Annotated in this window: 22 protein-coding genes; 18 read left to right on the forward strand and 4 right to left on the reverse strand. The window is 47.4% G+C overall.

The genetic code is table 11. The features are described from left to right. Window positions 1–15 precede the first annotated feature (15 nt). The 5 genes from CI595_RS15535 to CI595_RS15555 all read left to right on the forward strand — a co-directional run bounded on the left by CI595_RS15535 (window position 16) and on the right by CI595_RS15555 (window position 5,815). Window positions 16–1,149, forward strand: a complete 1,134-nt coding sequence (locus CI595_RS15535; RefSeq protein WP_095174543.1) for a Gfo/Idh/MocA family protein — start codon at window positions 16–18, stop codon at window positions 1,147–1,149. Between the two features lie 119 nt (window positions 1,150–1,268). After that, window positions 1,269–2,051, forward strand: a complete 783-nt coding sequence (locus CI595_RS15540; RefSeq protein WP_095174544.1) for a DeoR/GlpR family DNA-binding transcription regulator — start codon at window positions 1,269–1,271, stop codon at window positions 2,049–2,051. 141 nt (window positions 2,052–2,192) lie between these two features. Continuing rightward, a complete protein-coding gene (locus CI595_RS15545; RefSeq protein WP_095174740.1) occupies window positions 2,193–3,215 on the forward strand; it encodes a Gfo/Idh/MocA family oxidoreductase in 1,023 nt (340 codons plus the stop codon). Further along, window positions 3,212–4,249 (forward strand): alcohol dehydrogenase catalytic domain-containing protein, encoded by a 1,038-nt coding sequence (locus CI595_RS15550; protein ID WP_095174545.1) that lies wholly within the window; start codon window positions 3,212–3,214, stop codon window positions 4,247–4,249. Before CI595_RS15545 ends, CI595_RS15550 begins: the two co-directional genes overlap by 4 nt. A 24-nt stretch (window positions 4,250–4,273) precedes the next feature. Further along, window positions 4,274–5,815, forward strand: a complete 1,542-nt coding sequence (locus CI595_RS15555) for a xylulokinase (protein ID WP_095174546.1) — start codon at window positions 4,274–4,276, stop codon at window positions 5,813–5,815. 66 nt (window positions 5,816–5,881) lie between these two features. Here the strand turns inward: CI595_RS15555 and CI595_RS15560 are convergent, their stop codons facing one another. Then, window positions 5,882–6,598 (reverse strand): SDR family NAD(P)-dependent oxidoreductase, encoded by a 717-nt coding sequence (locus tag CI595_RS15560; protein ID WP_162291891.1) that lies wholly within the window; start codon window positions 6,596–6,598, stop codon window positions 5,882–5,884. A 184-nt stretch (window positions 6,599–6,782) separates the two neighbouring features. Between CI595_RS15560 and CI595_RS15565 the strand changes: the two genes are divergently transcribed. The 3 genes from CI595_RS15565 (at window position 6,783) to CI595_RS15575 (ending at window position 9,957) form a co-directional block, all read left to right on the forward strand. Then, window positions 6,783–8,426 carry a TIM barrel protein gene (locus CI595_RS15565; RefSeq protein WP_095174548.1) on the forward strand — a complete coding sequence of 548 codons (1,644 nt, stop codon included), beginning with the start codon at window positions 6,783–6,785 and terminating at the stop codon, window positions 8,424–8,426. Between the two features lie 192 nt (window positions 8,427–8,618). After that, window positions 8,619–9,602 carry a hypothetical protein gene (locus tag CI595_RS15570; protein WP_095174549.1) on the forward strand — a complete coding sequence of 328 codons (984 nt, stop codon included), beginning with the start codon at window positions 8,619–8,621 and terminating at the stop codon, window positions 9,600–9,602. A gap of 28 nt (window positions 9,603–9,630) precedes the next feature. Then, window positions 9,631–9,957, forward strand: coding sequence for a hypothetical protein (locus CI595_RS15575; RefSeq protein ID WP_095174550.1), 327 nt, complete (start codon window positions 9,631–9,633; stop codon window positions 9,955–9,957). Here the strand turns inward: CI595_RS15575 and CI595_RS15580 are convergent. Genes CI595_RS15580 through CI595_RS15590 form a run of 3 tightly spaced genes read right to left on the reverse strand, consistent with a single transcriptional unit; the run spans window position 9,954 to window position 15,076 of the window. Further along, a complete protein-coding gene (locus CI595_RS15580) occupies window positions 9,954–11,663 on the reverse strand; it encodes a putative glycosyl hydrolase (RefSeq protein WP_095174551.1) in 1,710 nt (569 codons plus the stop codon). The two genes, CI595_RS15575 and CI595_RS15580, sit on opposite strands and share 4 nt — an antisense overlap. 53 nt (window positions 11,664–11,716) lie before the next feature. Then, window positions 11,717–13,237, reverse strand: coding sequence for a response regulator transcription factor (locus tag CI595_RS15585; RefSeq protein ID WP_095174552.1), 1,521 nt, complete (start codon window positions 13,235–13,237; stop codon window positions 11,717–11,719). 15 nt (window positions 13,238–13,252) lie between these two features. After that, complete coding sequence (locus CI595_RS15590; protein WP_095174553.1) at window positions 13,253–15,076, reverse strand: sensor histidine kinase; 1,824 nt, start codon at window positions 15,074–15,076, stop codon at window positions 13,253–13,255. Window positions 15,077–15,336: 260 nt separating this feature from the next. Between CI595_RS15590 and CI595_RS15595 the strand changes: the two genes are divergently transcribed. From CI595_RS15595 to CI595_RS15640, 10 genes are read left to right on the forward strand one after another with little or no spacing between them, the layout of a single operon-like run. Continuing rightward, a complete protein-coding gene (locus CI595_RS15595) occupies window positions 15,337–16,614 on the forward strand; it encodes an ABC transporter substrate-binding protein (RefSeq protein WP_095174554.1) in 1,278 nt (425 codons plus the stop codon). A gap of 43 nt (window positions 16,615–16,657) precedes the next feature. Beyond that, entirely contained in the window at window positions 16,658–17,833 is a 1,176-nt protein-coding gene (locus tag CI595_RS15600; protein WP_095174555.1) for a serine hydrolase domain-containing protein, read from the forward strand. A 16-nt stretch (window positions 17,834–17,849) separates the two neighbouring features. Continuing rightward, window positions 17,850–18,509, forward strand: coding sequence for an aspartate/glutamate racemase family protein (locus CI595_RS15605; RefSeq protein WP_095174556.1), 660 nt, complete (start codon window positions 17,850–17,852; stop codon window positions 18,507–18,509). After that, a complete protein-coding gene (locus tag CI595_RS15610; RefSeq protein ID WP_095174557.1) occupies window positions 18,506–19,444 on the forward strand; it encodes a carbohydrate kinase family protein in 939 nt (312 codons plus the stop codon). Before CI595_RS15605 ends, CI595_RS15610 begins: the two co-directional genes overlap by 4 nt. Before the next feature lie 55 nt (window positions 19,445–19,499). Further along, window positions 19,500–20,348, forward strand: a complete 849-nt coding sequence (locus CI595_RS15615; protein WP_095174558.1) for a sugar phosphate isomerase/epimerase family protein — start codon at window positions 19,500–19,502, stop codon at window positions 20,346–20,348. 28 nt (window positions 20,349–20,376) lie between these two features. Continuing rightward, window positions 20,377–21,231, forward strand: a complete 855-nt coding sequence (locus CI595_RS15620; RefSeq protein WP_095174559.1) for a sugar phosphate isomerase/epimerase family protein — start codon at window positions 20,377–20,379, stop codon at window positions 21,229–21,231. Beyond that, window positions 21,228–22,145 (forward strand): class II fructose-bisphosphate aldolase, encoded by a 918-nt coding sequence (locus CI595_RS15625; RefSeq protein ID WP_243135182.1) that lies wholly within the window; start codon window positions 21,228–21,230, stop codon window positions 22,143–22,145. Before CI595_RS15620 ends, CI595_RS15625 begins: the two co-directional genes overlap by 4 nt. 5 nt (window positions 22,146–22,150) lie before the next feature. Beyond that, window positions 22,151–23,599, forward strand: coding sequence for an L-fucose/L-arabinose isomerase family protein (locus CI595_RS15630; protein ID WP_095174560.1), 1,449 nt, complete (start codon window positions 22,151–22,153; stop codon window positions 23,597–23,599). A 15-nt stretch (window positions 23,600–23,614) separates the two neighbouring features. Further along, a complete protein-coding gene (locus CI595_RS15635; RefSeq protein ID WP_330397304.1) occupies window positions 23,615–24,559 on the forward strand; it encodes an ABC transporter permease in 945 nt (314 codons plus the stop codon). A gap of 15 nt (window positions 24,560–24,574) precedes the next feature. Beyond that, window positions 24,575–25,477, forward strand: a complete 903-nt coding sequence (locus CI595_RS15640; RefSeq protein ID WP_095174561.1) for a carbohydrate ABC transporter permease — start codon at window positions 24,575–24,577, stop codon at window positions 25,475–25,477. The last annotated feature ends 51 nt before the right edge of the window (window positions 25,478–25,528 follow it).

A 25,528-nucleotide genomic window follows, 5' to 3' on the forward strand; every position in this document is an offset into this window, starting at 1 on the left:
AAGAGGGGATAAAACATGAAAGCATTGAAGACAGCAGTGATTGGGTGTGGAGGCATCAGTGATATCTATCTGAAAAATATGACACAGCGGTTTTCTGTACTGGATGTGATGTGCTGCTGTTCAAAAGGCGGCAGATCTGCTGAGATAAAGTCGGAGAAATACGGAATAAGGGCAGCCGGGTTTCAGGAAATTTTGGAAGACGAGGAAATTGATCTGATCGTGAATCTGACGCCGCCTGCGGCGCATTATGACATTATAAAAAAATCTTTGCTGGCGGGGAAGCATGTCTATACGGAAAAGGTAATTGTCAATGAATATGCAAAAGCAAAAGAACTGCAGATGCTGGCAGAGGAGAGAGGACTTAGGATAGGAGCTGCGCCGGATACCTTTTTAGGGGCAGGGATCCAGACTGTCCGGGCTGCAGTTGACAAGGGCCTGATCGGGCAGATCACATCCTGTCATGCGTCGATCAACAGAGATATGGGTATGATTTACCGTCCCGGTTCTTTTGTAGTGGAACCGGGAGGGGGAATGGGATTTGATCTGGGCATTTATTACCTGACAGCGCTTTTATCTATATTGGGGCCGGTAAAGCAAGCAGCAGGAATCGTGCAGACGAACAGGCCCGGAAGGACAGTGGCGGATGCAGCCTCGCAATATTTCGGAGAATCTTATACTATTGAGAATGAAAATATTATGGCAGGCCTATTAGTTTTTGAGAATGGTACGGTGGGTACTTTAAATTTTAACGGGGATTCCATTTTCCCTGAAGTTCCTTATGTTGCGCTGTATGGAACGGAAGGCATACTGACGATACCGAACGCAAATGAATTTGGGGGTGCCGTTACCCTGCAGAAAAAAGGCTGGACCGAACCCATCATACTGCCAGCAGCCCATGGATTTTCCCAGAACTCCAGAGGGATTGGCGCAGCGGAGCTGGCTTGGTCTGTGCTTAAAAAACGTCCGCACCGGGCGAGCGGGGACATGGCCTGTCATGCAGTGGAGATTTTAGAGGGCATGGAGAAAAGCTGGAGGGACGGCTGTTTTAAGAATATAACCTCAAGGTTTCAGCGGCCGCGGGCGCTTCCGGAAAGCTATCCCTCATCCTATTCGGATATGCGGAGTGAGGAGAGTGTTCTGGCTATATAGCCTGGCCAGGTGAGCAGGTATATAAACCGAATAGACGTTCATGATTTAGTTGTGATATAATGGCTGAAAAGAGTTCATAAATAAAAATAAACTAAATCAGTAAAGAGGGAAGGGTCTATATGCCAAATCGGGATAACAGTATGTTTGCAGAGGAAAGGAAAAAATCAATAGTAGATTACGTAAACAGGAATATCAAGGCTACAGTGGAGGAGCTCTGCGATCTATTTTCCGTATCTCCGGCTACGATCAGGAATGACCTGAGAGAATTGGAAGAAAAGAAATATGTAAAAAGGACCCACGGAGGAGTAATATCCGTTAAAAGCGGAAATTACGAGCTTAATTCCAACGAGAAAGCGGTTGAATGTATTGCAGAAAAAGAGAGGATTGCCCAGGCTGCGGTTTCACATGTTTCCGAAGGTGATATTATAGCGATTGATTCGGGAACAACAACTTATGAGTTCGCAAAACGACTGGTAACATTCCGGAATCTGACGGTTGTGACAAATGACCTCCATATATCTGAATACCTGGAGAGGAACAGCAAAGCAGAAATCATCCTGGCAGGCGGTAAAGTGCGGAGGGGTTATAACTGTACCACTGGGCAGAAGGCGGCGGTGACTTTGGCCGGATTGAATGTGGATAAGGCTTTTATAGGCGGAAACGGAATCAGTATGCAGAAAGGTCTGACAACACCTAATATGGATATGGCCGTTGTAAAGGAAACTTTGATCCATATTGCCGATGAGATATATTTTCTGGCGGATAGTACGAAAATAGAGCATACGGCATTTATCAGTTTTGCGGGCATATCCCAGGTGGATTGTTTTATCACGGATAAGGGTGCTGATAGGAAGTTTCTGAAGGAGCTTGAAGCAGTTGAAGTAAAGGTGGAACTGGTATAAGGTTCATCCTGCTGTATTTGTGATAGAGAGACTGTTTGTACAAGAAATTTGTTGGAAGGTAAGGAGAATGCGATGGGATTCCTGACGCAGGCTCCTTTTTTTATTAAGAGCCGGCTTGTTTATCATAAGAGAGGAGAGAATATGAATAATGTAGGTGTATGTTTGATCGGCGCGGGAAGAGCAGGCATGATTCATGCCAGGAATTATGTCAATAAGGTTCCGGGAGCGCATATGGAAGCTGTTGCAGATGCTGTGGAGGAAACTGCAAAGGCAGCAGCAGCGGAACTGGGGATAAAGAAATATTATACGGATTACAGAGATGCGGTAATGGATGATGCAGTGGATGCTGTAGTGGTAGTTTCACCCACAAATCTGCATAAGGATATTGTTGTATACTGTGCCAATGCGGGGAAACACATTTTCTGTGAAAAGCCGATGGCAATGAATACGGAAGAATGCAGAACTATGGTTGAGGCCTGTGAGAGGAATAAAGTGAAACTGCAGATCGGTTTTATGAGGCGCTTTGATACAAATTACAGGAGGGCAAAGGAAAGGCTGGACGCTGGGGAGATAGGCGAGCTTGTCATGATACGTTCCTGTACTAGAGGGCCTTCCAGGCCGCGGGAGTGGATGTATGATATCAGGAAGTCGAACGGTATCCTGGCGGAAGTCAACAGCCACGATATAGATACTGTCCGGTGGATGGCCGGCAGCAATATAAAGACAATGCATGTAGAGGCGGGGAATTACCGTAATAAGCAGGCAGAAGAGGGGTTCCCGGATTATTATGATAACGTTATTATGATGGGACAGTTGGAGAATGGGGTGCAGTATATAATTGACGGAGCTGTTTACGTCAAATACGGTTATGACGCGCAGGTGGAGCTGCTGGGTACAAGAGGATGTATCCGCATTGGCAGAGCGGAAGCGAACAGTGTTGTAACGGTCAGCGATACTGCCGGTATGTCACGCCCCTTCGTCAGCAGTTGGACGGAGTTGTTTAAAGATGCATATCTGGAAGAGGATAAAAGTTTTATAAAAGCAATAATAGAAGACAGTGAGACACTTGTTACGGGATTTGACGGGATGATGGCCGTTTGTGCCGTGGAAGAGGGCAATTCCATTATCACAAAAAATATGAACCACAGGAGGAATGCAGAGTGAAAGCACTGAGACTTTATGGGAAAAATGATATCAGACTGGTTGATATACCTGTGCCGGAAATTACAGAGGAAGAGATTTTGCTAAAGACGGATGCAGCGGCTATTTGTGGGACAGATATCCGTATGTGGAGAAATGGAGTACGGGGTGTAGATGAGGAACATCCTCTGACCTTAGGGCATGAACTGTCCGGTACCGTTGTAAGAGCAGGGAAAAAGGTTCCTTTTTATAAGGAGGGCATGCAGCTTGCAATGCAGCCGAATATTGGATGCGGATTATGTGATATGTGTGTAAACGGAAAACCACATTTATGCGCGGAATATAAAGCATTTGGCATTAATATGGACGGAGCATTTGCCGAATACATAAGAATTCCTTCAAAGGCAATACGTCAGGGCAATCTGATGGTTCTGCCAAAAGGAGTATCACCGGAAGAAGCTGCTGTGACGGAACCATTATCCTGTGCATACAACGGATTTACCAAATGCAGTGTCAGGCCAGGAGATTTTGCGCTGGTGGTTGGGGCAGGGCCCATTGGTGTTATGCATGCAAAATTACTTCATATGGCAGGTGCGGTTGTCTTTATGAATGACCTGTCAGAAGACAGACTGGCTGCGTGTAAAAAGCTGATGCCTTATATTACGGTATATCATGGCAATGCGCTTCAGGATTTTGTCAGAGAACATACTTACGGAAGAGGCCTGGATGTGGCGGTCACTGCCTGCCCCGTTCCTCAGGTGCAGGCGTCTGTACTGCCGCTTATGGCTTATGGCGGAAGGGTTTTGTTCTTTGGAGGGACTCCGGAGGATAAGCAGCCGGTGGCAGTGAACACCAATCTGATCCATTATAAGGAGTTATATATTACCGGGTCCACACGCTCAAGCATCGGACAGTTCAGAAAGGTTCTGGAGTTTGTATCCCAGGGGGTCATTGAAATTAAAAGTATTATAACGCATACATATTCCCTGGATCAGGTACTGGAGGGGTTTGAAAATGCCGGAAGTGCAAAGGGAATGAAACATGTAGTTCTGTTTTAGTGACTAAGGTAAAGGGGGAGGGTTATGAATGATATTCTTTTTATGGCAGTGGATCTGGGGACCAGTTTTATAAAGGCCGGTATCTATAATGACGCCGGCGTATGCCTTGCGGGCAGCAGCGAGCCTGTCAGGGACAGCAGGCCGGTGCCGGGGGTTTTTCTGCAAAATGGTATTGATATATATAATGCTGTTCTCAGATGTATAAAAGAATCCGTTGACAGAGCCGGAAAAGATTCAGAGAGAGTATCAGCACTTGTATTTACAGGACAGATGGCGGGCTTTATGGGAGTCGACAGAGATTGGAAGGATATTACCACGTGGTCCTGTTCTCTGGATACCCGGTATACAAAGTATGTACAGCGCCAGATGAAAGACTATGGAGATAAATTTTTGAATATCAGTGGGACAAATGCCCCCTTAATGTGTGCAAAGTACGAATGGTTCAAAAAGGAATATCCGGAAAAGGCCAAGTGTATCCGGAAATATCTGCTGATCAGCGGATATATTATAGGAAAGCTGGGGGAACTGCCGGTTGAGGATGCTGTAACAGATGCTTCTTTTATTGCATGGACAGGGCTTGCAGATATCAGGAACAGGGAATGGTCAGAGGAATTATGCAGTCTGATAGGAATAGACAGGGAGCTTCTGCCTCATATCGTACAGGCGGATACGGTCTGCGGCTCACTTTCAAAGAAGAATGCCTGTTTACTGGGATTGAAATCGGGTATCCCTTTGATCGCGGGGGCAGGGGATAAAGCAGCAGGATGTGTAGGAAGCGGTATCAACAGAAATGGGGATATGATTTTTGAAGCTGCTTCCTACGGCGGGTTTAGCTGTAAGGTGGAAGAAGTACGGGCAGATGAGGAAAAGCATTGTTTTGATATTATACCAGGGGCTGATAAAGATACGTTCTTTGCTCACAAATATATTCCGGGGTCAGGTATCACGCTGGAATGGTTTACAGAGCAGTTTATGGAAAAAGACAGTGCTGACAGAAAAGCCTGGAGAAAAGTCCTGGAAGAAAAGGCTGCAAAAATCATGCCGGGAAGTGAGGGAGTATTCGCTGTAGGCCTTCTTGGAGGAAGTGCAATGCCATTTAACGACAGTCTCCGCGGACTGTTTATGGGGTATACATGGTCTCACAGAATGGAGCATTTTTATCGCTCTTTACTGGAATGTTATGCATATGATCTGGCTGTAACGGTAAGCCAGGTGGAAAAACGATTCCCGGAATATTGTATGAACAGCGTGAAACTTATCGGGGGCGGTGCAGACTCTGCAGTCTGGCCTCAGATTCTTGCAGATGTGACGGGAAAAAAATTTGAGATTCTGGACCGCGCGGATACTGCACTCTGGGGGGCGTGTTTATTGGCCGGTAAGGGAATTGGATATTTTAAGGATATTGGGGAAAAGGCAGCGCAGACTGTTTCTGTCCGGTCAGTCGCTGAACCGGATCAGGATAACCATGTAAAGTATAAAGGATTTATAGAATTCTATGAGAGACTGACAGCAGAGACGGGTGTATATTTCAGACAACTGCAGTGTATTATGAAGCAGGAAAAATAAGATGACAGCCCCGGTAAATTATTATATTGATCAACCGGGGCTGTCTGGTTTGGCAGATATGTATGTTTACCATTTAAGAGGTGTCTGTTTGTAATCCATATACATGATTTCTTTCGGGAATGTATTGATATTTTCAGCGATTTCTTTGATACATCCGGCACTGTCTTCGGGAGCGACACTTTGTTCTGTATTTAGGAAGGCATCTTTACCGCCCATTTTTGTTCTGAGCCAGCCTGGGTGCAGACACATGATCCGTGATCCGTTTCCGAGTTCATCAAAATGATGCTGTGCGATAGCGGCGGCCATATTCTCAGCACATTTTGACATACAGTATCCATATTCCCAGCTCCTGAAGTTGTTTCCGATACTTCCGGCTTCGGAGGTAATACAGATGATAGCTGTTTGGTGGAATTTGGTCCACAGAGCCTTGAGCACTCTCAGGAATCCCACGGCATTAATGTTGAACATAGAACCTATGGAGTCCAAATCGGTTTCCGGGAGATATACTTTATCCTGAAAACGGTAGATTCCTACGGTGTGATACAGGATATCAATTCGCTCTGCAGATGAAAAACTGTCAGCAATTGCATTCATGACATCTGGCGTTGAGGAGATATCACATGGAAGAAAGGAAAGGTTCCGGTATTGTTCCATCAATGAAGTTATTTCAGGAGTTATTTTTAAATCAATCGCAGTAACATGATCCCCCTGGGTAAGGTGTGCTCGAACCAGTTCATTACCTAACCCTCCGCAGCCGCCGGTAACTATAATTTGCTTGCTCATTTTAATTCCTCCTTTTAAGTATTTGATGAGTTGAGTATAATACAAAATAGCATAAAAATCAATATATGACAATAATAAATAATAAAAAACAATAATAAAAAATATGCATATTAAAACGGAATGCGGTGGTATATGTAAAAAAATATGCATTATAATAAAAAAATCAAAGAATAGGAGATAACGTATGAGATTTGGAATTCAATTATATGGAGTGGACAAGAAGAGTAAAGAATATCCGGAAGATTTTTTCGGATTTTTATCGGAATCAGGCTACAGAACAGTAGAGCCGTGTATTTTGTTGAGAGACCATGGTGCATTCAGCGGCAAGGGCTGGACAGAGGAGGATATGTCCCGATATATGCCGATCTTAAAAAATGCGGGTTTAGAGGTACTGTCATGTCATGTGCTGACAAAAGAGCCGGAAGCAGTGACAGAAGAAATGGCTGTCCTGGCAGTTAGATACGGCATCCGCCAGTTTGTATGGAATTGTCCGGATACCGTTGAGGAGCAGGCTTTTAAAAAGTTTGCGGGGATATGCATGGCTGCAGCAGACCGGCTGAAAGAATGCAAAGCACAACTGCTTCTGCATAATGGAGCGAAAGAAATAGCTGAGAATATAAATGGAAAACCTGCATATGAATGGCTTCTCGAAGAATGTGGGGGAAAAGTCGGCGCACAGCCTGATGTGGGATGGATATTTGCCGGGGGAACAGAGCCGGAGGCATTTTTGTGGAGGAATGCAGAGTATATAAAATCGATTCATTATAAAGATTTTAAGAAAGATGTAAACACCGGGATGTTTTATGAGACAGCCATAGGCAGAGGGGAGGTTGATATAAAATCCTGTTTTCAATTTGCAAGGGCTATGGAGATTCCTCAGTTTGCAGACCAGGATTCCAGCAGAGAAGATATAACAAAGGATATTAAGGAGACTGCAGTTTTTTTATCCGGGTTAACGCAGTACCGCGAGAACAGCAGAAGCATATTATGCATTTTGGACACGCTGACAGGGGAGGTTCAAAAAGTACATGAATATGATAAGGTTATAGAAGCTCCTAACTGGCTGTCGGACGGTGATACGATCCTGTATAATTCAGAGGGCAGGATATGGCGTTATAGTATATCCGGGGATACAGAGACAATGATAGATACCGGTATCTGCAACAACTGCAATAATGACCATGTACTCTCTCCGGATGAAAAGTATATTGCAGTGAGCCACAGCACGGAGGAGTCAGGATTATCCAGAATATACAGAGTGCCTTTAGATGGAGGGGAAGCTGCTTTGATCACACCGGAGGCACCGAGTTATCTGCATGGCTGGTCACCGGACGGAGAGGAGCTTGCATACTGCGCGTTCCGAAAGATCAAAGGGAAAAATGAGGTGGATATTTATGTGATACCCGCAGGGGGAGGGGAAGAGATACGCCTGACAAGCAATGCCGGATTTAATGACGGACCGGAATACTCACCTGACGGAAGGTATATCTGGTTTAACAGTACCCGTACCGGCCTGATGCAGATATGGAGAATGAGACGTGACGGAAGTGAACAGACCCAGATGACTTTTGAAGAGCAGAATAACTGGTTTGGCCATATATCACCTGATGGCAGGAAGGTTATCAATCTGTCCTATGGAAAGGATGCCTTGGATGCAAATGAACATCTGCCCAATATGAACGTGGAACTCTGGATCATGGATGAGGAGGGGAAAAACAGGAAAAAGATCATGACTTTCTTTGGGGGACAGGGATCCATAAATGTAAATTCCTGGTCAAAAGACAGTAGACATGCGGCGTTTGTTATGTACGAACTAATACATAAATAAATCCTGTATTATAAACTATTAGAGTAACGAAAGATAAAATCGTGTAAGGAAATTTTTAATGATTTTTGCAATCTGGTTATTATTTGTATTGTCTTGTGTTATACTTTTATTTAAAACATGGGTACTTGTTCAAGTATGAAATTTGTTTATGATACTCAAAAAAGTATATGACACTAAAAGGTGAAAACAACTATGAAAGTACAGGAATTGCGGATATTATTGAGCTCCTCCGACAGGGGGAATCTGGAGAAAGCGTTTGCTGAATGTTACAAGCAGCTCTGTAAGGGACAGAAGGAAGAAATGGACCCTGTTTTAGTTGATATTCTGGAAGGAAAGGATATTGATAAGAAGAAAAGGGAAAGTACAGTAAATTTCGAGGAACTGGAACAACAGATTGCGGAATTTATTGAGAATGCTTATGCACAGAATTACTTTGTGCCTAATCGTTCTGTCCCCAAAAGCCAGCGCCCTAAATGGCGTTTTATGGTTAAAAACTTTATTAAAAGTCTGGAAAAGGTTCCTTTAGAGAGTGAGTATTATTCCAGGGCGGTCAAGCTTTTGGCGGATTTGTACCATTTGATGTGTGCGGCATGCAACTGCTATTTGTTTTCTACGGATGATCCTTTTCGCTCTATCGGATGGGCGCAATCAGGTTTATTTGAATTACTGGTTAAAATGACCTTTGCGTCCGGGTATACCCGGGAAAATATTGAGCAATTGCTGATAACCGCATGCAGCGGAGGCCTGAGCGTAGAATCTCTACATATTGGGCAGGAACTGGTGCTCCTTGGCGGATTAAGGACAACCGATGTAAAACTTATGGCCATGGAAGAGGCGAAAAAGCTGGTAGAAGGCAGAATGAGTAAGCTGGGGAATTTGGGCAGAAATTCAAATGGTGCATATGACTTAATGGACTCGGTAAACGAACTTTGCGGTATGATCCTGCTTATATCAATTGAACTGGCGGAAGCCGATGCTGGAATAGAATATTACTTCACACATGCCAGGAACCACGACAAAGAGGTTACTCTTTATTGTATCCTTGATTTGATACACATCATGGAAGATGATGATTTATGGATAAGGGTATATGAATATGGGATTAGAAAAAAAATTAAACCGCGGGATTATTTGAAGGATAAATATGAAAAACTAAAAAGAGAGAGGAAGGGATAGATATTTAATACGGAAGACGGATTTGACGATGCAGATGAAGACGAGGGAAAAGGATGGTGAAAGTTATAATCCATACAATCCTAAATTGATACGTGTGGATACAAAGCCCTTTTCAATTCGACAGATGAATGAGATGATTGAAATTGGAGATGTCGACCTTTCGCCTGATTTTCAGAGAGGATTTGTTGGGAACGATATTACCAGAAAGTCCAGATTGATTGAGTCATTACTATTAAGAATCCCTATTCCGGTTTTTTATTTTTGTAAATATACAAGAGAACTTTTACTTATTAAGGAGTTCCCCCGCTTATGCCTCTGTGGCATTGAAGCGGGGGACTTTTTTGATGAAGGTTAGATTAACCGGAAGAACCGATAAGTTCCATTACACATTGGCACATAAACCATACGGTCTGACTTGTGGTTAGCTACCGGTTTGAATATTTCCCCGGATTCAAGATCCTGTATCCCTGTATACTCCTGCCGGTTGAGTATTACCTGGGCAGGTGTGGGATATTCATGATAGGAGAAGATACCGAAGGTATCATTGTCATACAGCAGAAGGCTGCATTTGGGCCGTGCCGCAAGGCAGACAGGCAGGTGGGGGGAGAACAGTTTGTGGATGATGGTATTCACCTCTTTGGGCAGGCGGTACAGGTCTGCAAAGTCATCCGGAATGTTCAGGATATACAGATGTCCCTTTCCGTAGAAATCATGTGTGAGCAGAGGAAAGTTACTGTCAGATGATATAAAAGCCAGTTCGCACCAGGTGGCGTTGGTCTTATACTGCAGCACATCGGCAAAGATAGGGGAATTTCCCTCCAGACATACAGGAGGACCGCTTTGAAATACATCGGCCCAGTATTTGCTGCCTGTGGCCTTGCGCCCCGTGTGCTTCACGGATGTCATTTCCCCAATACCCTGTTCCTCTGCAGCCTTCAAAAATCCGCTGGTCACAGCGGCACTTTTCCCGGATCGCACAAAGGCCTTTAACTTCTCCACTACGCCAGTATCCCAGGCGGCGCTTGCCGTGAAAAGCTGGAAGGGCGCGTCTTGGTCGAAATAGGGTGATGGCTCCAGAGGCAGGCCTATCATACCCAGATAATTCATAAGCTGGTCTTCCCCGTCCGCGTCAAAAGGTTCATAGACGGGGATTCCAACCGGCTCTCCAATCTGATTGAGAATACTGTCTATCCGCGATAACTGCTGCTCCAAGGGGGGCAGAGAAGGAGTGTTTATCAACTCGGAGAAACTAAACAGCGTCAGCTCCCTGGCACCTGCAAATAAAGTAAGGCAGGCCTGTTCCAGCCAGATGTTCAGGTTGGCTTCAGAGTCTCCCTGGTCGATCCAGCCCCCGCCGTTTTTGCCCGGCGCCGTATTTTCCATCAGGCGGATCATACTATAACTTAAATACCTCTGCAGATGCTGCTGGCTGTAAGTGGGATGGCGGGACTCTGTTCCTGTATATATACCGTCGAAGATATCTTTTTGAACGCCCGGGTTATAACCTGTCTCCTGGTAGGATTCGTACCAGTTGGGATATTTGATGACAAATTTACAGTTGGGGTTTACGGATTTTGCCAGGGCTGTGATCTCGCGGGAAACCTCCTCCATCTGTTTCAGACGGAACCCGGACCAGTCCCCGGTTCCCTTGGCTTCAATACAACTGTCACACCGGCAGGAAGTATAGAAAAAGTCATCCAGTATGATCTCATCAAACAGGGAGGCAGTGTATTTTACAATGTCATAATATTTCTCACGGTATACCGGGTCCGTGAAACAAAAGGCATCAAAAATACGGAACTTATCATCCCCATCAAACCGAATGGTGGATGTGATGGCACCTGCCGTCCGGATACCCGCGGACTCAAACAACTCTTTTACCTTCTTCATTTTTTCCACAGGCACATCAAAGGTTTCCCTGTGAGTGTCCAGATAAACCTTATCCAGAGGGAGATACCTGGAAAAATACCGGATACCTTCCTCGATTTCAGAAATTTCTGCCTGTGCCAGAAATTCCCCGCGCACGTAAGATGCAATTTGAAAATTCTTGTAATGCTGCATAATGACCTCCTTAAACTTGTGTATGGTATCCTAGGGAAAATCCTATGGAGGGATTATCCCTGTACTGCTTTCTTAATATAATCAGTGGGTGTCATACCGGTATACTTTCTGAACAACTGGCTGAAATACTGAGGATTGTTGCCGCATCCCACAGCTTCAGCCACCATATATATCTTTTCTGAGTTTTTGCCGGCATCGTAGTGAAGGAGCAGTTCCTGGGCTTTTTGGATCCTCAAACGGTTCAGATATGCCGAAAACTTTTCTCCGGTCTGCTTATAAAACTGTTTGCTCACGTAATCCACATTCATGTACAGATAGTTTTCAGAGAGCCATTTCAGTGACAGATAGGAATCTGACAGGTGCTCCCTTGTATAGGCGAGGAGCTTTTCTATGAATGGTTTATAGCTGGGGGAACTGGCAGTGGGAAAAAGCCTGGAAAAATGTGACCGGAAGGTGGCGAGGAGTTCACCAAAACCCTCCGACTCGTTCATCAGGCGGAAAAGCTCCGTTCCGGCCGCATTTACACCCCCGTCTCCGGAGGAATGGCGGGACTCCTGAAGTACCATGTTGGTGATCAGAAGATTAAGAAAATCCCTGTCCTCCACGGTATCCAGAAGGGCGAAAACCTCATCGTGAAACTGTTCATAAGACAGGTTTCCTGCATTGTAGTCTTCCACAAGGGATTTGGCTCTCAATAGACAGCCGTTGTAATTGTATATGGGTATCCTGCTGCTTTCATCCAGGTAATAAATTCTGTCATAACGTGCCAGCTTTTCCATGATCCGTGCAGACAGCAGATATAAATTTTCAAGGTGTTCCTTTTCGTGTTTCAGGGAAACCGTCTCTTTCGGAAAGTGCAGTCTCTCCAGAAAAGCACTGCAGTCAGGGGCTTCTCCGTGAAAGTCCCTGAGGATAAAGAGCAGGGTATTCTTCACGTACAGAAGATGAAATAAAAATCCGGGATAGTTTTCCTGCATATGACGGCTGATCTCCAGGGCACATTCCTGTACATGGGATTCTTCCAGGAAAAACAGATAGTGCATGTCATAGGCAGTCCCGGTAAAATCAAGGTAACACTGGTAAGATTCCGCGATCCTTAAAGAATCCACGCCTCCGGCAATCCCGTCTGTCACCAGGTTGCGGAACAGGGCTTTCTCGAATTGTACCGTTTGTTCCTCCACCACAGCGGACTCCTGACGCATCATACAGTCTTTCTTTACATCCTCTATGGCGTCAATGATCTGCTGTTCATTACACGGCTTTAACAGATAATGCCGTATCCCAAACCGCATAGCCTGTTTTGCGTACTCAAACTCCCCGTAACCGGACAGGATAATAAACTGTATATGTTCCCTCGTTCCGCTGAGTTTTTCAATCAATTCAAGGCCGGATAGTCCCGGCATCTTAATATCAGTAAGCACAATGTCCGGATATTCGTCCAGAATGGCATCATAGGCTTCCAGCCCGTTTTTACAAACATCCACAACCTCGATCCCCAGGCTCTCCCAGTCAATAAGACGGCGTATGGATTCCCGTATGATCTTCTCATCATCCACAATAATCAAACGTAACATCTGATTTCCTCCTCTCTACTGTGTGCTCTCGTCCAAAACGGCGCTTTGCTTCAGCTCATTTTCCGTCTGTCTGACATACGGAAGACGTATCTGTGCCACGGCGAAGTCATTTTGGTTGAATAGAAAAAGGCCGTAATTTTTTCCATAGGTGAGCTGGATCCTCTGATGGATATTAGTGAGTCCGATGCCAAAACCATGGGGCTGGATACTGCCCCTTTCCAGTTTTTCCAGCAGGTTATCCGGGAAGGCAGAACCGCTGTTTTCCACCTGAATGTATATCCGCGTGCTGTCGTGGTATACCCGGATATGGATACTGCAGGTTTCCACCATCTCCTCCAGCGCATGGCGTATGGCATTCTCCACAAGGGGCTGGATCAGCAGTTTAGGTACAGGAACATCGTATAAATCTTTATCTGCTTCAAGGGTGCAGATAAGCTGGTCATCATACCGTGTCTGCTGGATGGTCAGATAACAGCGGACAAAGTCAAGCTCCTGCTGGAGAGAAACCGTCTTGGAAGAATGGGACAGAGCCGCTCGGAGAAGGTATCCCAAAGCCTCAACCATCCTCGATATCTCTACTTCCCCGGAGGCTTTGGCGCGCCAGTTTATGGATTCCAGAGTGTTATAGAGAAAATGAGGGTTGATCTGTGTCTCCAGAGCCTTTAACTGGGCATCTTTTACCAGCAGTTCATTTTTATAGTTTACATTGATCAGATCCTGGATCTGCAGGGCCATCTGGTCAAACTGCTGATGAAGGATTCCCAGCTCATCTTTTCTGTCCCGGTAATCAAAGTGAAACGCTGAGGGGGAGAACGTTCCGTCATCCCTGGCAAAGGATTTGATCTTATAGACCAGATTATCAATATGTCTGGTGAGGGAACGGATTAAATGGCGGGAAAGCAGGATGCAGAGCACAATGCTGGCAAATACTACAGCGAAAAACATAATTCTTGTAATAAGAATGGAATTATAAACACTGCTGTAGGGGACCAGACAGAAAAAGTCCCAGTTTACATCAGGAATGGTGTTTTTTACCACAAAGTATTTCTGTCCCGACAGATTCTGGATCCTGTAGGGCTTGTCAAAGGGGGTAAGAAGTATATGGGAATCCTCCGCCGTGATGGTGATACTGCTTTGGATCACAGAGGAATCATAGGCAAGCAGATAGGAGGCCTGACCGTATTGGTTGGCAAAGTGGCTGCAGTCTTCCAGCATCCTCCTGGTATCCACCCGGATGATCAGATAACCCAGTGAATCCAGCTGTGCGTTGGATATACGCCGAATCTCCCGGACGAGAAAAAGCCCGTATTTTTGGCTGTACTTAGTGACCCACACAGCACGTCCCATGTATCCGTCCGCGCAGGCAGTCAGATCCGGCAGTGATTCTTCGGGAAAACGTTCCGACAGAGGAATATAGGTTTTCGCCGTCATATCCGTACCTGCCAGCATGATATAAGAAAGGCTGCTTCTCTGGTTTTGCTGCAGGTAAGATTCCAGGGTGGTACAGAGCCTGGTGTAGGAGCGGGAGTCCGGTTTTTTGCCGGAGTCCTTCTGTGCTGTCAGAATGTCCTGAACGGTGCTGTCTGCAATAATGGCTGTGGACAGGGATTCGATATCATCAAGGTGTCCTGTCAGGTTGGAGGCGGAATAGGAAAGGTTGTCAGCCGTACTGTTATAGAGAAGCTGATTGTTGGATTTGATCGTAAAGTAATAAGCAGTCATGGAAAAACAACTGATCAGCAAAATACTGGTCAGTACGATCAGCATTATCTTGCGCTCCATGTTCAGATTGGAGATCTGTTTTCGTATATGAGATATTGATTCTTTCCCCATTGCCATATCCGGTGCCTCCTGTCAGATGAAATCCGGTTGTCAAAGCATAGTTAACAACTGAAGTTATGAGTATTCACATGTATTCTGGCTAAATTATATAAGAAACCGGGATAGAAAACAACAAATTAGCGCACAAAGCCGGTTTTTTCACATCACACCACGGTTTTTTTATTAAATTCTGAAAACCCCAATGCTATAATGGCCTCAGAAAACAGGAGAGAGACCAAAGCAGCCGGATAAGGCTGCAGGCAGACAGGAGGCTTGATTTGAAAAGACGGATATACATGCTGGTATCTCTGATCACGGCTGTGACTATGGCAGTCGCCGGGTGTACAAAAAATAAAGGATACACCACCGTGAGCGATACAAAGACAGAATTGACAATCGCCTGGTGGGGGGATGAGACAAGAAATCAGTATACCCAGGAACTTCTGGAACTGTATGAGCAGCTCCACCCGGATATCAGCTTCACCCCCATTCCAATGTTAAAAGAAGAGTATAGTGAAAATCTGGCAAAAGCCACAGCAATGGGCGAATGTCCGGATATCATGCAGATGGATGCTTCCCTGCTGTCTGTATATGAGGAGAATAAGACACTGGCTGATCTGACAGGGTTTGTGGAGAGCAAAACCATTTATACAGATTCCCTGGATCCTGAATTAAGGAATACGGGTATACGCGGCGGCATACTGGCAGGGATTCCGGTATCGGTATCCATACCGGCCCTGGGATATGACAGGGAGATATTGAAGGAAGCAGGCGTAGAGATACCTGCAAACGGATGGGATTGGGACACCTTTTTCCAGGCGTGCAGCAAAGTAAAAGAACAGACCGGCAGACCGGGGCTTGTAAGCGACTTTTCGGACAGTACCATGTTAAGCTGCTGGCTGCAGCAGCGAAACGAGACGCTTTTTGATGAGTCCGGTCAGGAGGTAAACGTTACGGAGGACACTTTGACAGCGTATTTTCAATACTGCAGCGCTCTCATGGAATCAGAAACCCTGGTAAGCGTGTGGGGGGAGGACATCCTTCCTGTATCTGATCAGGGGGGATACGAGGATGCAGCAGCCGGCGCATTTTCTTTCGGAACCAAAGGAATTGTGGAACAGGGAAGAACAGGGGATATAGAAGTGACAGATCCCCCTTCTGATGGGGACGACAATCGGTTCATTATCAGGCCGGAACTGTTTCTGTCAGTATCCACCTCTTTGCCGCCGGAAAAACAGACTGCGGCAGCAGGATTTATCAACTGGTTTATCAACGATCCAAATGCAGTCAGAAGCGCGGGGACAGAGAGAGGGATACCGGCATTCTTGGCAGCGCGCAGTCTGCTTTGTGAGGATGAGCGAATGACCAGCGGGGAGCGTAGTCTGCTTCAGTTTTATGGGACAAAGGAAACCGGAAAAAAAGAGTATGAAAACATCGCTTCTCCCCATATGGAGACTGTCAACCGGGCTTACAGCCATGCTATGAGGCGCCTGTTTAAGGGAGAGATAACCCCACAAGAGGCAGCCGGGGAATTTCTGTATCAGATAGACAGGTAGAAGAGCTGCTTAAAAGGCAGGGGCAGAAAGGACGGGAGGAAAAATGGAAAACAGAGACAGGCTGGATGGATTACTGCAGCATTTTACGGATATGGAGAGGGGCCCTGCGGGTTGTGCACTTTTGGTAACCCGGGGGGAGGACATTTTATATGAAGGATACAAGGGATTTGCAGATGAGGCCGCAAAAAAAGTGACAGAAAAAAATACTGTATACCGCATGTATTCTTGTACCAAAGTTGTGACAGCGGCGGCGGCCATGCTTCTGCTTGAGAGGGGGAAGGTACTGCTGGACGATCCTGTGTGGCAATATCTGCCCGAGTATAAGGATCTGACCTGCTGCTGCCTGGCGGGAAACAATATGGAGACGGTCAGTCAGGCAAGGACCATGACCATCAAACATCTCCTCACCATGACATCGGGATTCACCTATGACGGCTTATGCAATACAACACAGCGGGTAACAAAAGAAACCCTTGATCAGATCAACCGTGAAGGCGGGGTGACGACCAGGGAATTCGCCAGACGGCTTGCCCGGATCCCTCTGGCATTCCAGCCGGGAACACACTGGAATTATGGGTTAGGGCTTGATGTGATGGGGGCTGTGATCGAGGCGGCGGCAGGGATGCGGTTTGGAGAGTTTCTGAAAAAGGAATTCTTTGAACCTCTGGATATGCCCCACACAGGATTCTTTGCGGAGGAGATTCCGGCAAAGCAGCTTGCAGTGATGTACCAATACATAGACGGCAGGAGAGTTCCCAACGTATCGGAAGAGTTTAAGTTTCGCGCTTCCTACCGGCATGAAAGCGGAGGCGGAGGACTTCTCTCCACAGTCAGGGATATGTCCCATTTTGCAGGGATGCTGGCCTGCGGGGGAGAGTGGAAGGGAAGGCGGATTCTCAGTGCCCGGTCAGTGGAGCTGATGAGCAGGAATCACCTGCAGGGAGACGCTCTGACTGATTTTCAGGAAACCCATCAAAGGGGCTGGAATTTTATGGCCGGTTACGGGTATGGCTTGGGAGTGAAAACGCTGCTCAGTCTGGCAGAGAGCAATTGCCTGGGAAGCCCGGGAGAATTTAGCTGGGCAGGGGCAGCGGGAACGCTTATGTCCATAGACCCTGCAAATAAGCTGTCCGTGGTATATGCCCATCAGCTTATGCCCGAAAACAGAGAGGGTTACTGCCATCCCCGGATATTGAATACCGTGTATGGCGTGATATAGACCAGGAGGAAGAGAAATGAGTAAATCAATCGCTATCGTGGAAACAAGCGCAGTCTCCTTTGGTGAACTGAAAGAGCTGTGCAGGGAAATCATTCCCCATGTGAAAGTGTACCAGATAATTGATGAGAGCCTGATCCAGGAGGTAAACCAGAATAAAGGCCCCACACCGTTTGTTAAGCGGCGTATGTTTGAATATTACAGAAATGCCCAGGAACTGGGTGTGGATCTGATCATAAACCAGTGCTCCAGTGTGGGGGAGGCGGCAGACGCCATAGCGCCGTTTTTGGATGTCCCCATTCTGAAAATAGATGAGCCTATGGCAGAGAAGGCTGTGCAACTGGGTAAAAAGATTGCGGTGATCACCACAGTAGAATCCACAACCGGTCCCAGTGTCCGCCTTATAGAGAATACAGCGAAAAGATTGGGAAAAGAGGTGGAGGTGGACCTTCACCTGGTGGAAGGGGCCATGATGGTCCTGATTGAGCAAAATGATGCCATAACCCACAATGAGATGGTTCTGGGCGAGGTGAAAAAGGCTGCCATGGATAACGATGTGGTGGTGCTGGCTCAGGGCAGTATGACTGTACTTCTGCCTTTGGTAAAAGATATGGAAACACCGGTGCTTACCAGTCCCCGGTTATGTATTGAGAGAGTAAAGGAGATTCTGGGAGAGTGAAAAAGGCAGAGGCAAGACCCCGGGAAAAAACCATTGACTGTCTGTTTATCGGGGGGAGTACACAGGATCTGCTTATGCGGACAGAGGAAATTCCCAAAAGCGACCAGCGGGTGCAGGCACTTGAATATACACAGTGCTGCGGAGGCGTGTCGGCGACAGCGGCAGCAGCCCATCAGGAGGCAGGCGGTGTTACGGGCCTGATCACCATTGTGGGGGAGGACGCGGCGGGAGAATTTATCACACAGGATTTGCAGAGCCGGAAGTTCTCCAGGACACAGATCATAAAGACGTCAAGATCCAGATCCTCTGTCAGCATGATTCAGATTGACAAAAAAGGCAGCCGGAGTATCACACATTACGGAGGGTGCATCTATGACCTGGAATTCGGAATGCTGGATGGGGAGCTGCTGGAAAGCGCCGGAATCATTCATCTGGGGGTTATGGATGAGAAACTGATGCTGGAAATCGCCGGGTTCTGCCGGGACAGAGGGATTCTGCTCTCCGTGGACGGGGGAAACCTGTCAGGCAGTCTGGCTGAGAAGCTTCTTCCCTTCACAGATATCTGGATACTGGACGAGGGGACAGTGAAGAAAACTCTGGGGATGAGCCCCGAGGATGCCTGCCGGTATTACTGCGGCAAAGGACATGAGGGTATCTTTACAGCAGTGACCATGGGGGGAGACGGAGCTGTGGGATACGATGGCAAGGATTTTATACATATGGGCTCCATACAAGTGCCGGTGGTGGACACCACAGGTGCGGGAGATAATTATCACGGGGCATTTCTGTATGGTATGGGGAGAGGCTGGAGCATGGAAAGGTGTATGGGATTTGCAGGGATCTTTGCCAGTCTGACCTGCCGTGAGATCGGGGGGAGAAAAGGGATTCCCTCCCTGGGCGAAGTGATGAAATACATGGAACCATCCGATATATAGTTTGAGAGAGGAGCAGTAACTATGAGGACAATGCATAGTTACAGGGTGTGAAGAAATGGAACTTGGAATGTATTCAATAGAGTTAGAACGGCCTGGCGTGGAAGCACTGTTTGAGGCAGTGGGGGAATATGGATTTTCCCGGATGCAGTTTGACTTTAGCTCCGTGTGTGAAGAACAGATGCCGGAGGTTCTGGATGAGGAACTGCTTCAGAATATCCGGGCAGCAGCAGATGCAAACGGGATTGAAATTACAGCGGTGAACGGCACCTTCAATATGATTCACCCCGAAAGATCAGTCAGGGAAGAAGGACTTAAAAGGCTGGAGGTGATCGCAAAGGCATGCAGTACACTGGGATGCGGCATCATCACCCTGTGTACCGGAAGCAGAAATGCCGACAATATGTGGAGAGGCCACAGAGATAACGGAAAACCCGAAGCCATGGCAGACTTGAAGGAGACAATGAGCAGGGCGCTTGAGATTGCGGGACAGTATGATATAACTCTGGGAGTGGAATGTGAGCCTAACAACTGTATAGATTCTGCGGCAAAAGCCCGTGAGCTTCTGGATTACTTCAGCGACAGCCATCTGAAGATCATTATGGATGCAGCCAATCTGTTTCAGGAGGGAGAGGCAAGGCCGGAAAATGTGAAGGCTGTCATAGATGAGGCATTTAAACAACTGGAAGAACATATCTGTCTGGCCCATGGAAAGGATATCCAGGGCAAAGAAGGACTTCATTATACCTATGCGGGGGATGGAATCATTGATTTTCCGTATTTTGACAGAAAACTGAAGGAGGCCGGGTATGAGGGCAGCATGATCCTCCATGGGATCAAGTCTGAGGCGGATTTTCCAAAGGCAGTCAGCTTCATGAGAAAACAGTCACAGACAATGCGAGAATGATGATAACAGGAGAAAGAGAGGAAGAAAAATGTATAAGGTATTGGATGTTCGTTTGCTGAAGATCCCGGGAACCGTGGAGGAACTGGCTCCTCTGGCGAAAAAACATGGTTTCGACGCCCTGGATGTGCCGGCAGCGATTCTGGATGACCCGGCGCTCGTTAAGTCAGCGATGGAGACCATGAAAAGATACGATATGAAGTGGGGGCTTCTTCCCACACCGGTGGATTTCTTTGACTACAGTATGGATGAGGAAGGGCTTGAAAAAGCCATAGAAATTCAAAAGAGATGGTCCGAGACCGGGGAAAAAATGGGCGTAAAATATGCTTATAATCATATCTGGCCCAGCAGTGTACGGCCTTTTGATGAAAACTTTGCGTGGCATGTAAAGCGGCTTGAAAAGCTTCAGAAAGCATTTTCCGACTATGGCATCCATTATGGATTTGAATGTCTGGGGCCTTGGGAGCTGCAGGTGCGCCATCCCCATCCTTTTGTACATACCATAAGCGGGGTTCTGGCAATCGCAGACGCCGCCGGAGGGGAGACGGGATTTTTGTTTGATACCTTCCATTGGTACTGCGGAAGCGGCAGGGAGGATGACTTGTATTTTGCCGCAGAGAACTGTCACCGCATGGTGAATTTCCATCTGAATGACGGTGTGGCAGGGAAAGGTCCAAAGGAACAGGCGGATCAGGTGCGGGCCATGCCCATGACAACCGGAGTGATCAATGCGGCCAGGATATACAGGCTCTTTGAGAACCATGGATATGAGGGACCTGCCATGCTGGAGCCAATGATCCCCTCCACGGACAGATTTGCGAAACAGGATCCGGAGACAAGTATCATAGAAGTGATGGATGGGTTTAGGAGGTGTGAGAAAGGATGAGAGCTACAGATAAAATCAGTGTCAGAGCTATGTGCCTGAAGGCTATGGACAACGGCTTTGCGGTAGGTTCCTTTTCCCCCAGATATCTGACCAATATAGGTCCGGTGCTCCGGGCAGCACAGAACCAGGAATCTCCCGTGATCGTACAGATCTCTCAGAATGAACTGAATCGTTTTGGCTGCAGTTGTGATGCCTTTGCAAAGGAATACAGGAGATGTAAACAAGAACTGGGAATCCGGGTTCCGGCAGCCCTTCACCTGGACCATACAAAGGATCTGGGAGTGATCAGGGAGGCTGTGGCAGCAGGGTTTGACAGTGTGATGATAGATGCCTCGGAATATGAACTGGAGAAAAATATCTCTATTGTCCGGGAGGCAGTGGCTTACGCCCACAGATATGGTGTGGAGGTGGAAGCGGAGATTGGAAAGATATCATCCAACGACAGGATAGAGACGGATTCCACCAGTGAACTGTACACAGACCCCGATGAGGCAGCAAGATTCGTGGATGAGACGGATGTGGACCTGCTGGCAGTTTCTGTGGGCACTGTCCACGGGGCGTATCTTGCCAGAAAACCCCATATTGAACTGAAGCGTATCGCGGAGATACGGGAGAGAGTACAGCTTCCTCTGGTACTTCATGGAGCCTCCGGCGTACCGGCCGACCTTGTCAATGCAGCCATCACACTGCCCGGCGGGGGTGTGAGCAAGATCAATATTGCCACGGATTTAGAGCAGGCATTTTTGAAGGCTCTGGGACGCGGGGAATCCACTACGAATCAAGGGGTGGAGGACATAGGGCAGGAGGAGCTTAAAAAGGCCCGCCAGGCAGTGATGCTGGTGGCTGAGGATAAGATGAGACATTACCTGCTGAGCAGAGGACAGGCTTCGGTGTTTGGGAAGGGAGGGAACTAGAACGCATGGGAATTATTGAGCGATACAAAGAGAAGTATCAGATCAAACTAGGATTCGTCCCTACCAGGAGGGAGACTTTCAGCGACACAGCTTTTCGTCTGGATAAAGCAGCCGAGACGAAAAAGATGACAGAAGCATGTCTGACCAAGATGGGTGTGGATTTTGTCAATATTGATTTCCTGAACGAGGAGGGACTGCTCTACAGAAGCCGGGACGCCGAGTCTGTGGCAGAGTATCTCAGACAGGAAAAAGTGGACGCGCTGTTCATTGCCCACATGAATTTCGGATGTGAGGAAGCGGTATGCCGCCTGGCCTCCATGATAAAAAAACCTGTTCTTCTCTGGGCAGTGCGGGATGATGCGCCGGAATCGGAGGGATACCGCTTCCGGGATGCCCAGTGCGGTGTGTTCGCCAGCAGCAAGGTTCTGATGCGCTTTGGAGTGCCCTTTACCTACATAGAGAACTGCTGGGTGACAGAGGATACCTTTACACAGGGGGTGAGAGATTTCCTCTCAGCGGCGGGGGTGGCTAAAGCCATGCATGCTCCCAGGATTGGACAGATCAGTGTCAGGCCGGCAGCTTTCTGGTCCGTGAAAAGCAATGAGGCGGAACTGCTGGAGCGCTTCGGGGTGGAAGTTGTGCCCATAACCCTTGTGGAGATGCAGAAAAGATTTCAGGGGATCCTGGAGAAAAAAGACGGATGCTTCCAGGAAGAGCTTGCCAATCTCCTGGGAAAGGCAAAACAGGAGATCGTGGGCCGTGATGCGGTGGAAAGGATATGTGCCATGAAGCTGGCTGTCCGTGAGTGGGCAGAGGAGGAAAACTTAAGTGCTGCCGCCACTCAGTGCTGGGCGCCGTTTACGGATATATCGGGAATTGCTCCCTGCTATCTCATGGGTGACAGTACAGACGAGGGATTTCCTATTGCCTGTGAGAATGATATACACGGCGCACTTACCTCCATTATGGCGCTGGGAGCCAACAAAGCGTCAGAACCGCCCTTCTTTGCGGATTTGACAGGACGGCATCCCACCAATGACAATGCGGAGCTGTTATGGCACTGCGGCGTATTCCCGCCAAGCCTGGCCGGAGACAAGGGAGTGACCATCGGATGCCATCAGGGGAAAGGCTTTAAGGGAGCCGGACAGTTCGAGATGCGCAGAGGGGATATCACATTACTGCGTTTTGATGCTCTGAGAGGGGAATACAGGCTGTTGTTTGGAGAGGGGAGAACCACGGAGGGACCCTACAGCAAAGGTACTTATGTGTGGGCAGAATTCCATGACTGGCCTGCATGGGAGAGAAAGTTTGTCTGTGGTCCATACATTCACCACTGCACCGGTATCTATGGAAAATACGCCCATGTTTTTATGGAGGCTGTAAAGTATCTGGACGGTGTAGACCCGGATCCGGTATATCCGGACCGGGAGCAGCTTGAAAGACGGCTGCGTTAGAGAGGAGGAATAAATGTGTATGGGGCAAAGGTAAAAACGAAAAAAAAGGTTCCGTTTAACAAACAGAGTAAAAATGTGCGTATGTTTTTGATGATCCTTCCGTTTCTGGTGCTGCTGTTTTTATTCAGCTATCTTCCTCTCTACGGATGGACCTACGCGTTCTTTGACTACAGGCCGCCCAAAAGCCTTTCGGACTGCGCGTTTGTAGGGCTGGACTGGTTTAAAAGCATGGTGGGTACACCGGAAAAACGGCAGCAGTTGTGGGAAGTGCTCAGGAATACCTTTGTGATGAGCGGATTGGGGCTTCTCACTGCCTGGCTCCCCATGGCATTCGCCATCCTGCTCTCCGAATTGGGAAGCAAGCGGTTTAAAAAGCTTGTTCAGACACTGACGACGATACCTAATTTCATAAGCTGGGTGCTGGTCTTTTCCATAGCGTTCTCTTTGTTTTCTTCCAGCGGAATGGCCAATAACCTGCTTCAGGCGCTGGGGGTCACCGAAAAGCCCATCCAGTTTCTACAGGACAACTCCCATACATGGCTGAGTATGTGGCTGTGGGGACAGTGGAAAGGACTGGGCTGGGGCGCCATCATGTATCTGGCCGCCATCTCCGGAATTGACCAGGAGCTGTATGAGGCGGCAAAGGTGGATGGAGCGGGGAGGTTCAGGCTTATCTGGCATATCACGGTACCCTGCCTGCTGCCAACATTCTTTGTACTGCTGATCATGAATGTGGCGAATTTCCTGAACAATGGAATGGACCAGTATCTCGTGTTCCAGAACGCGTTTAACACAAACAAAATTCAGGTATTAGACCTGTATGTCTATAACCTGGGTATCAAAGCAGGCAACTATTCCCTTGCCACGGCCATCAGTATGCTGAAGAGTATTATCAGTATTTCCCTGCTGTTCTGTGTCAATGGGATTTCAAAAATAACCCGCGGCGAGTCCATTGTGTAGAAAGGGGGATAACAGATGAATAAAAAAGTAAAAAAGACGACCGGAGACAGGATCTTTGATCTTTGCCTGGTGCTGTTTTTCACGGTGTTCACGATCGTATGTATTTATCCTTTTTACTACCTGATCATCAATACACTGAGTGCCAATGATCTAAGTGCCAACGGTGATATTATATTCTGGCCGAAAGGGATCCATTTCCAGAACTATATAGATGTGTTTAAGATTCCTGATCTGATCAACGCGGCTGTTGTGACAGTGGCCCGTACTGTGATCGGTACAGGCGCCGCAGTTTTGGGTTCCGCTTTTCTGGGATTTATGTTCTCCCAGCAGAAGATGTGGGGGAGAAAATTCTGGTACCGATTCACGGTGATCACCATGTATTTTAACGCCGGACTGATCCCCTGGTATATCACCATGCGGAACCTGCATCTGACGAATAACTTTTTGGCCTATATACTGCCTGCCATTGTTCAGCCCTTTAATATCATTCTGGTTAAGACTTATATGGAATCTATCCCTGCTGCGCTGCAGGAGGCGGCGGAGATTGACGGTGCCAGTGTGTTCAAGATATTTTATAAAATCATGCTGCCGCTGGCGAAACCGATCCTGGCCACCATCGCTATATTCTCCGCGGTGGGACAGTGGAATAATTTCCAGGATACACTGATTCTGATGACGGAACCGAAGCTTTATACCCTGCAGTTCCTGCTGTACCAGTACATTAACCAGGCAGATTCCCTGGCGGCCATGGTCAAGAACGGCACTGTGATGAGTACCGCTTCCCTGGCGACTATGCAGACGCCTACCTCTATCAGGATGACAGTGTCCGTGGTAGTGATCCTGCCCATACTGCTGGTGTATCCGTTCTTCCAGAAATATTTTGTCAAAGGCATCATGATCGGCTCAGTCAAAGGGTAACCGTAAGTGCAGTTTTTTGCACATCAAATCGGATTTGGAGGTGGCGGACAG

This window comes from Blautia hominis (genome assembly GCA_002270465.1).
Taxonomy (GTDB): Bacteria; Bacillota; Clostridia; order Lachnospirales; family Lachnospiraceae; genus Blautia; species Blautia hominis.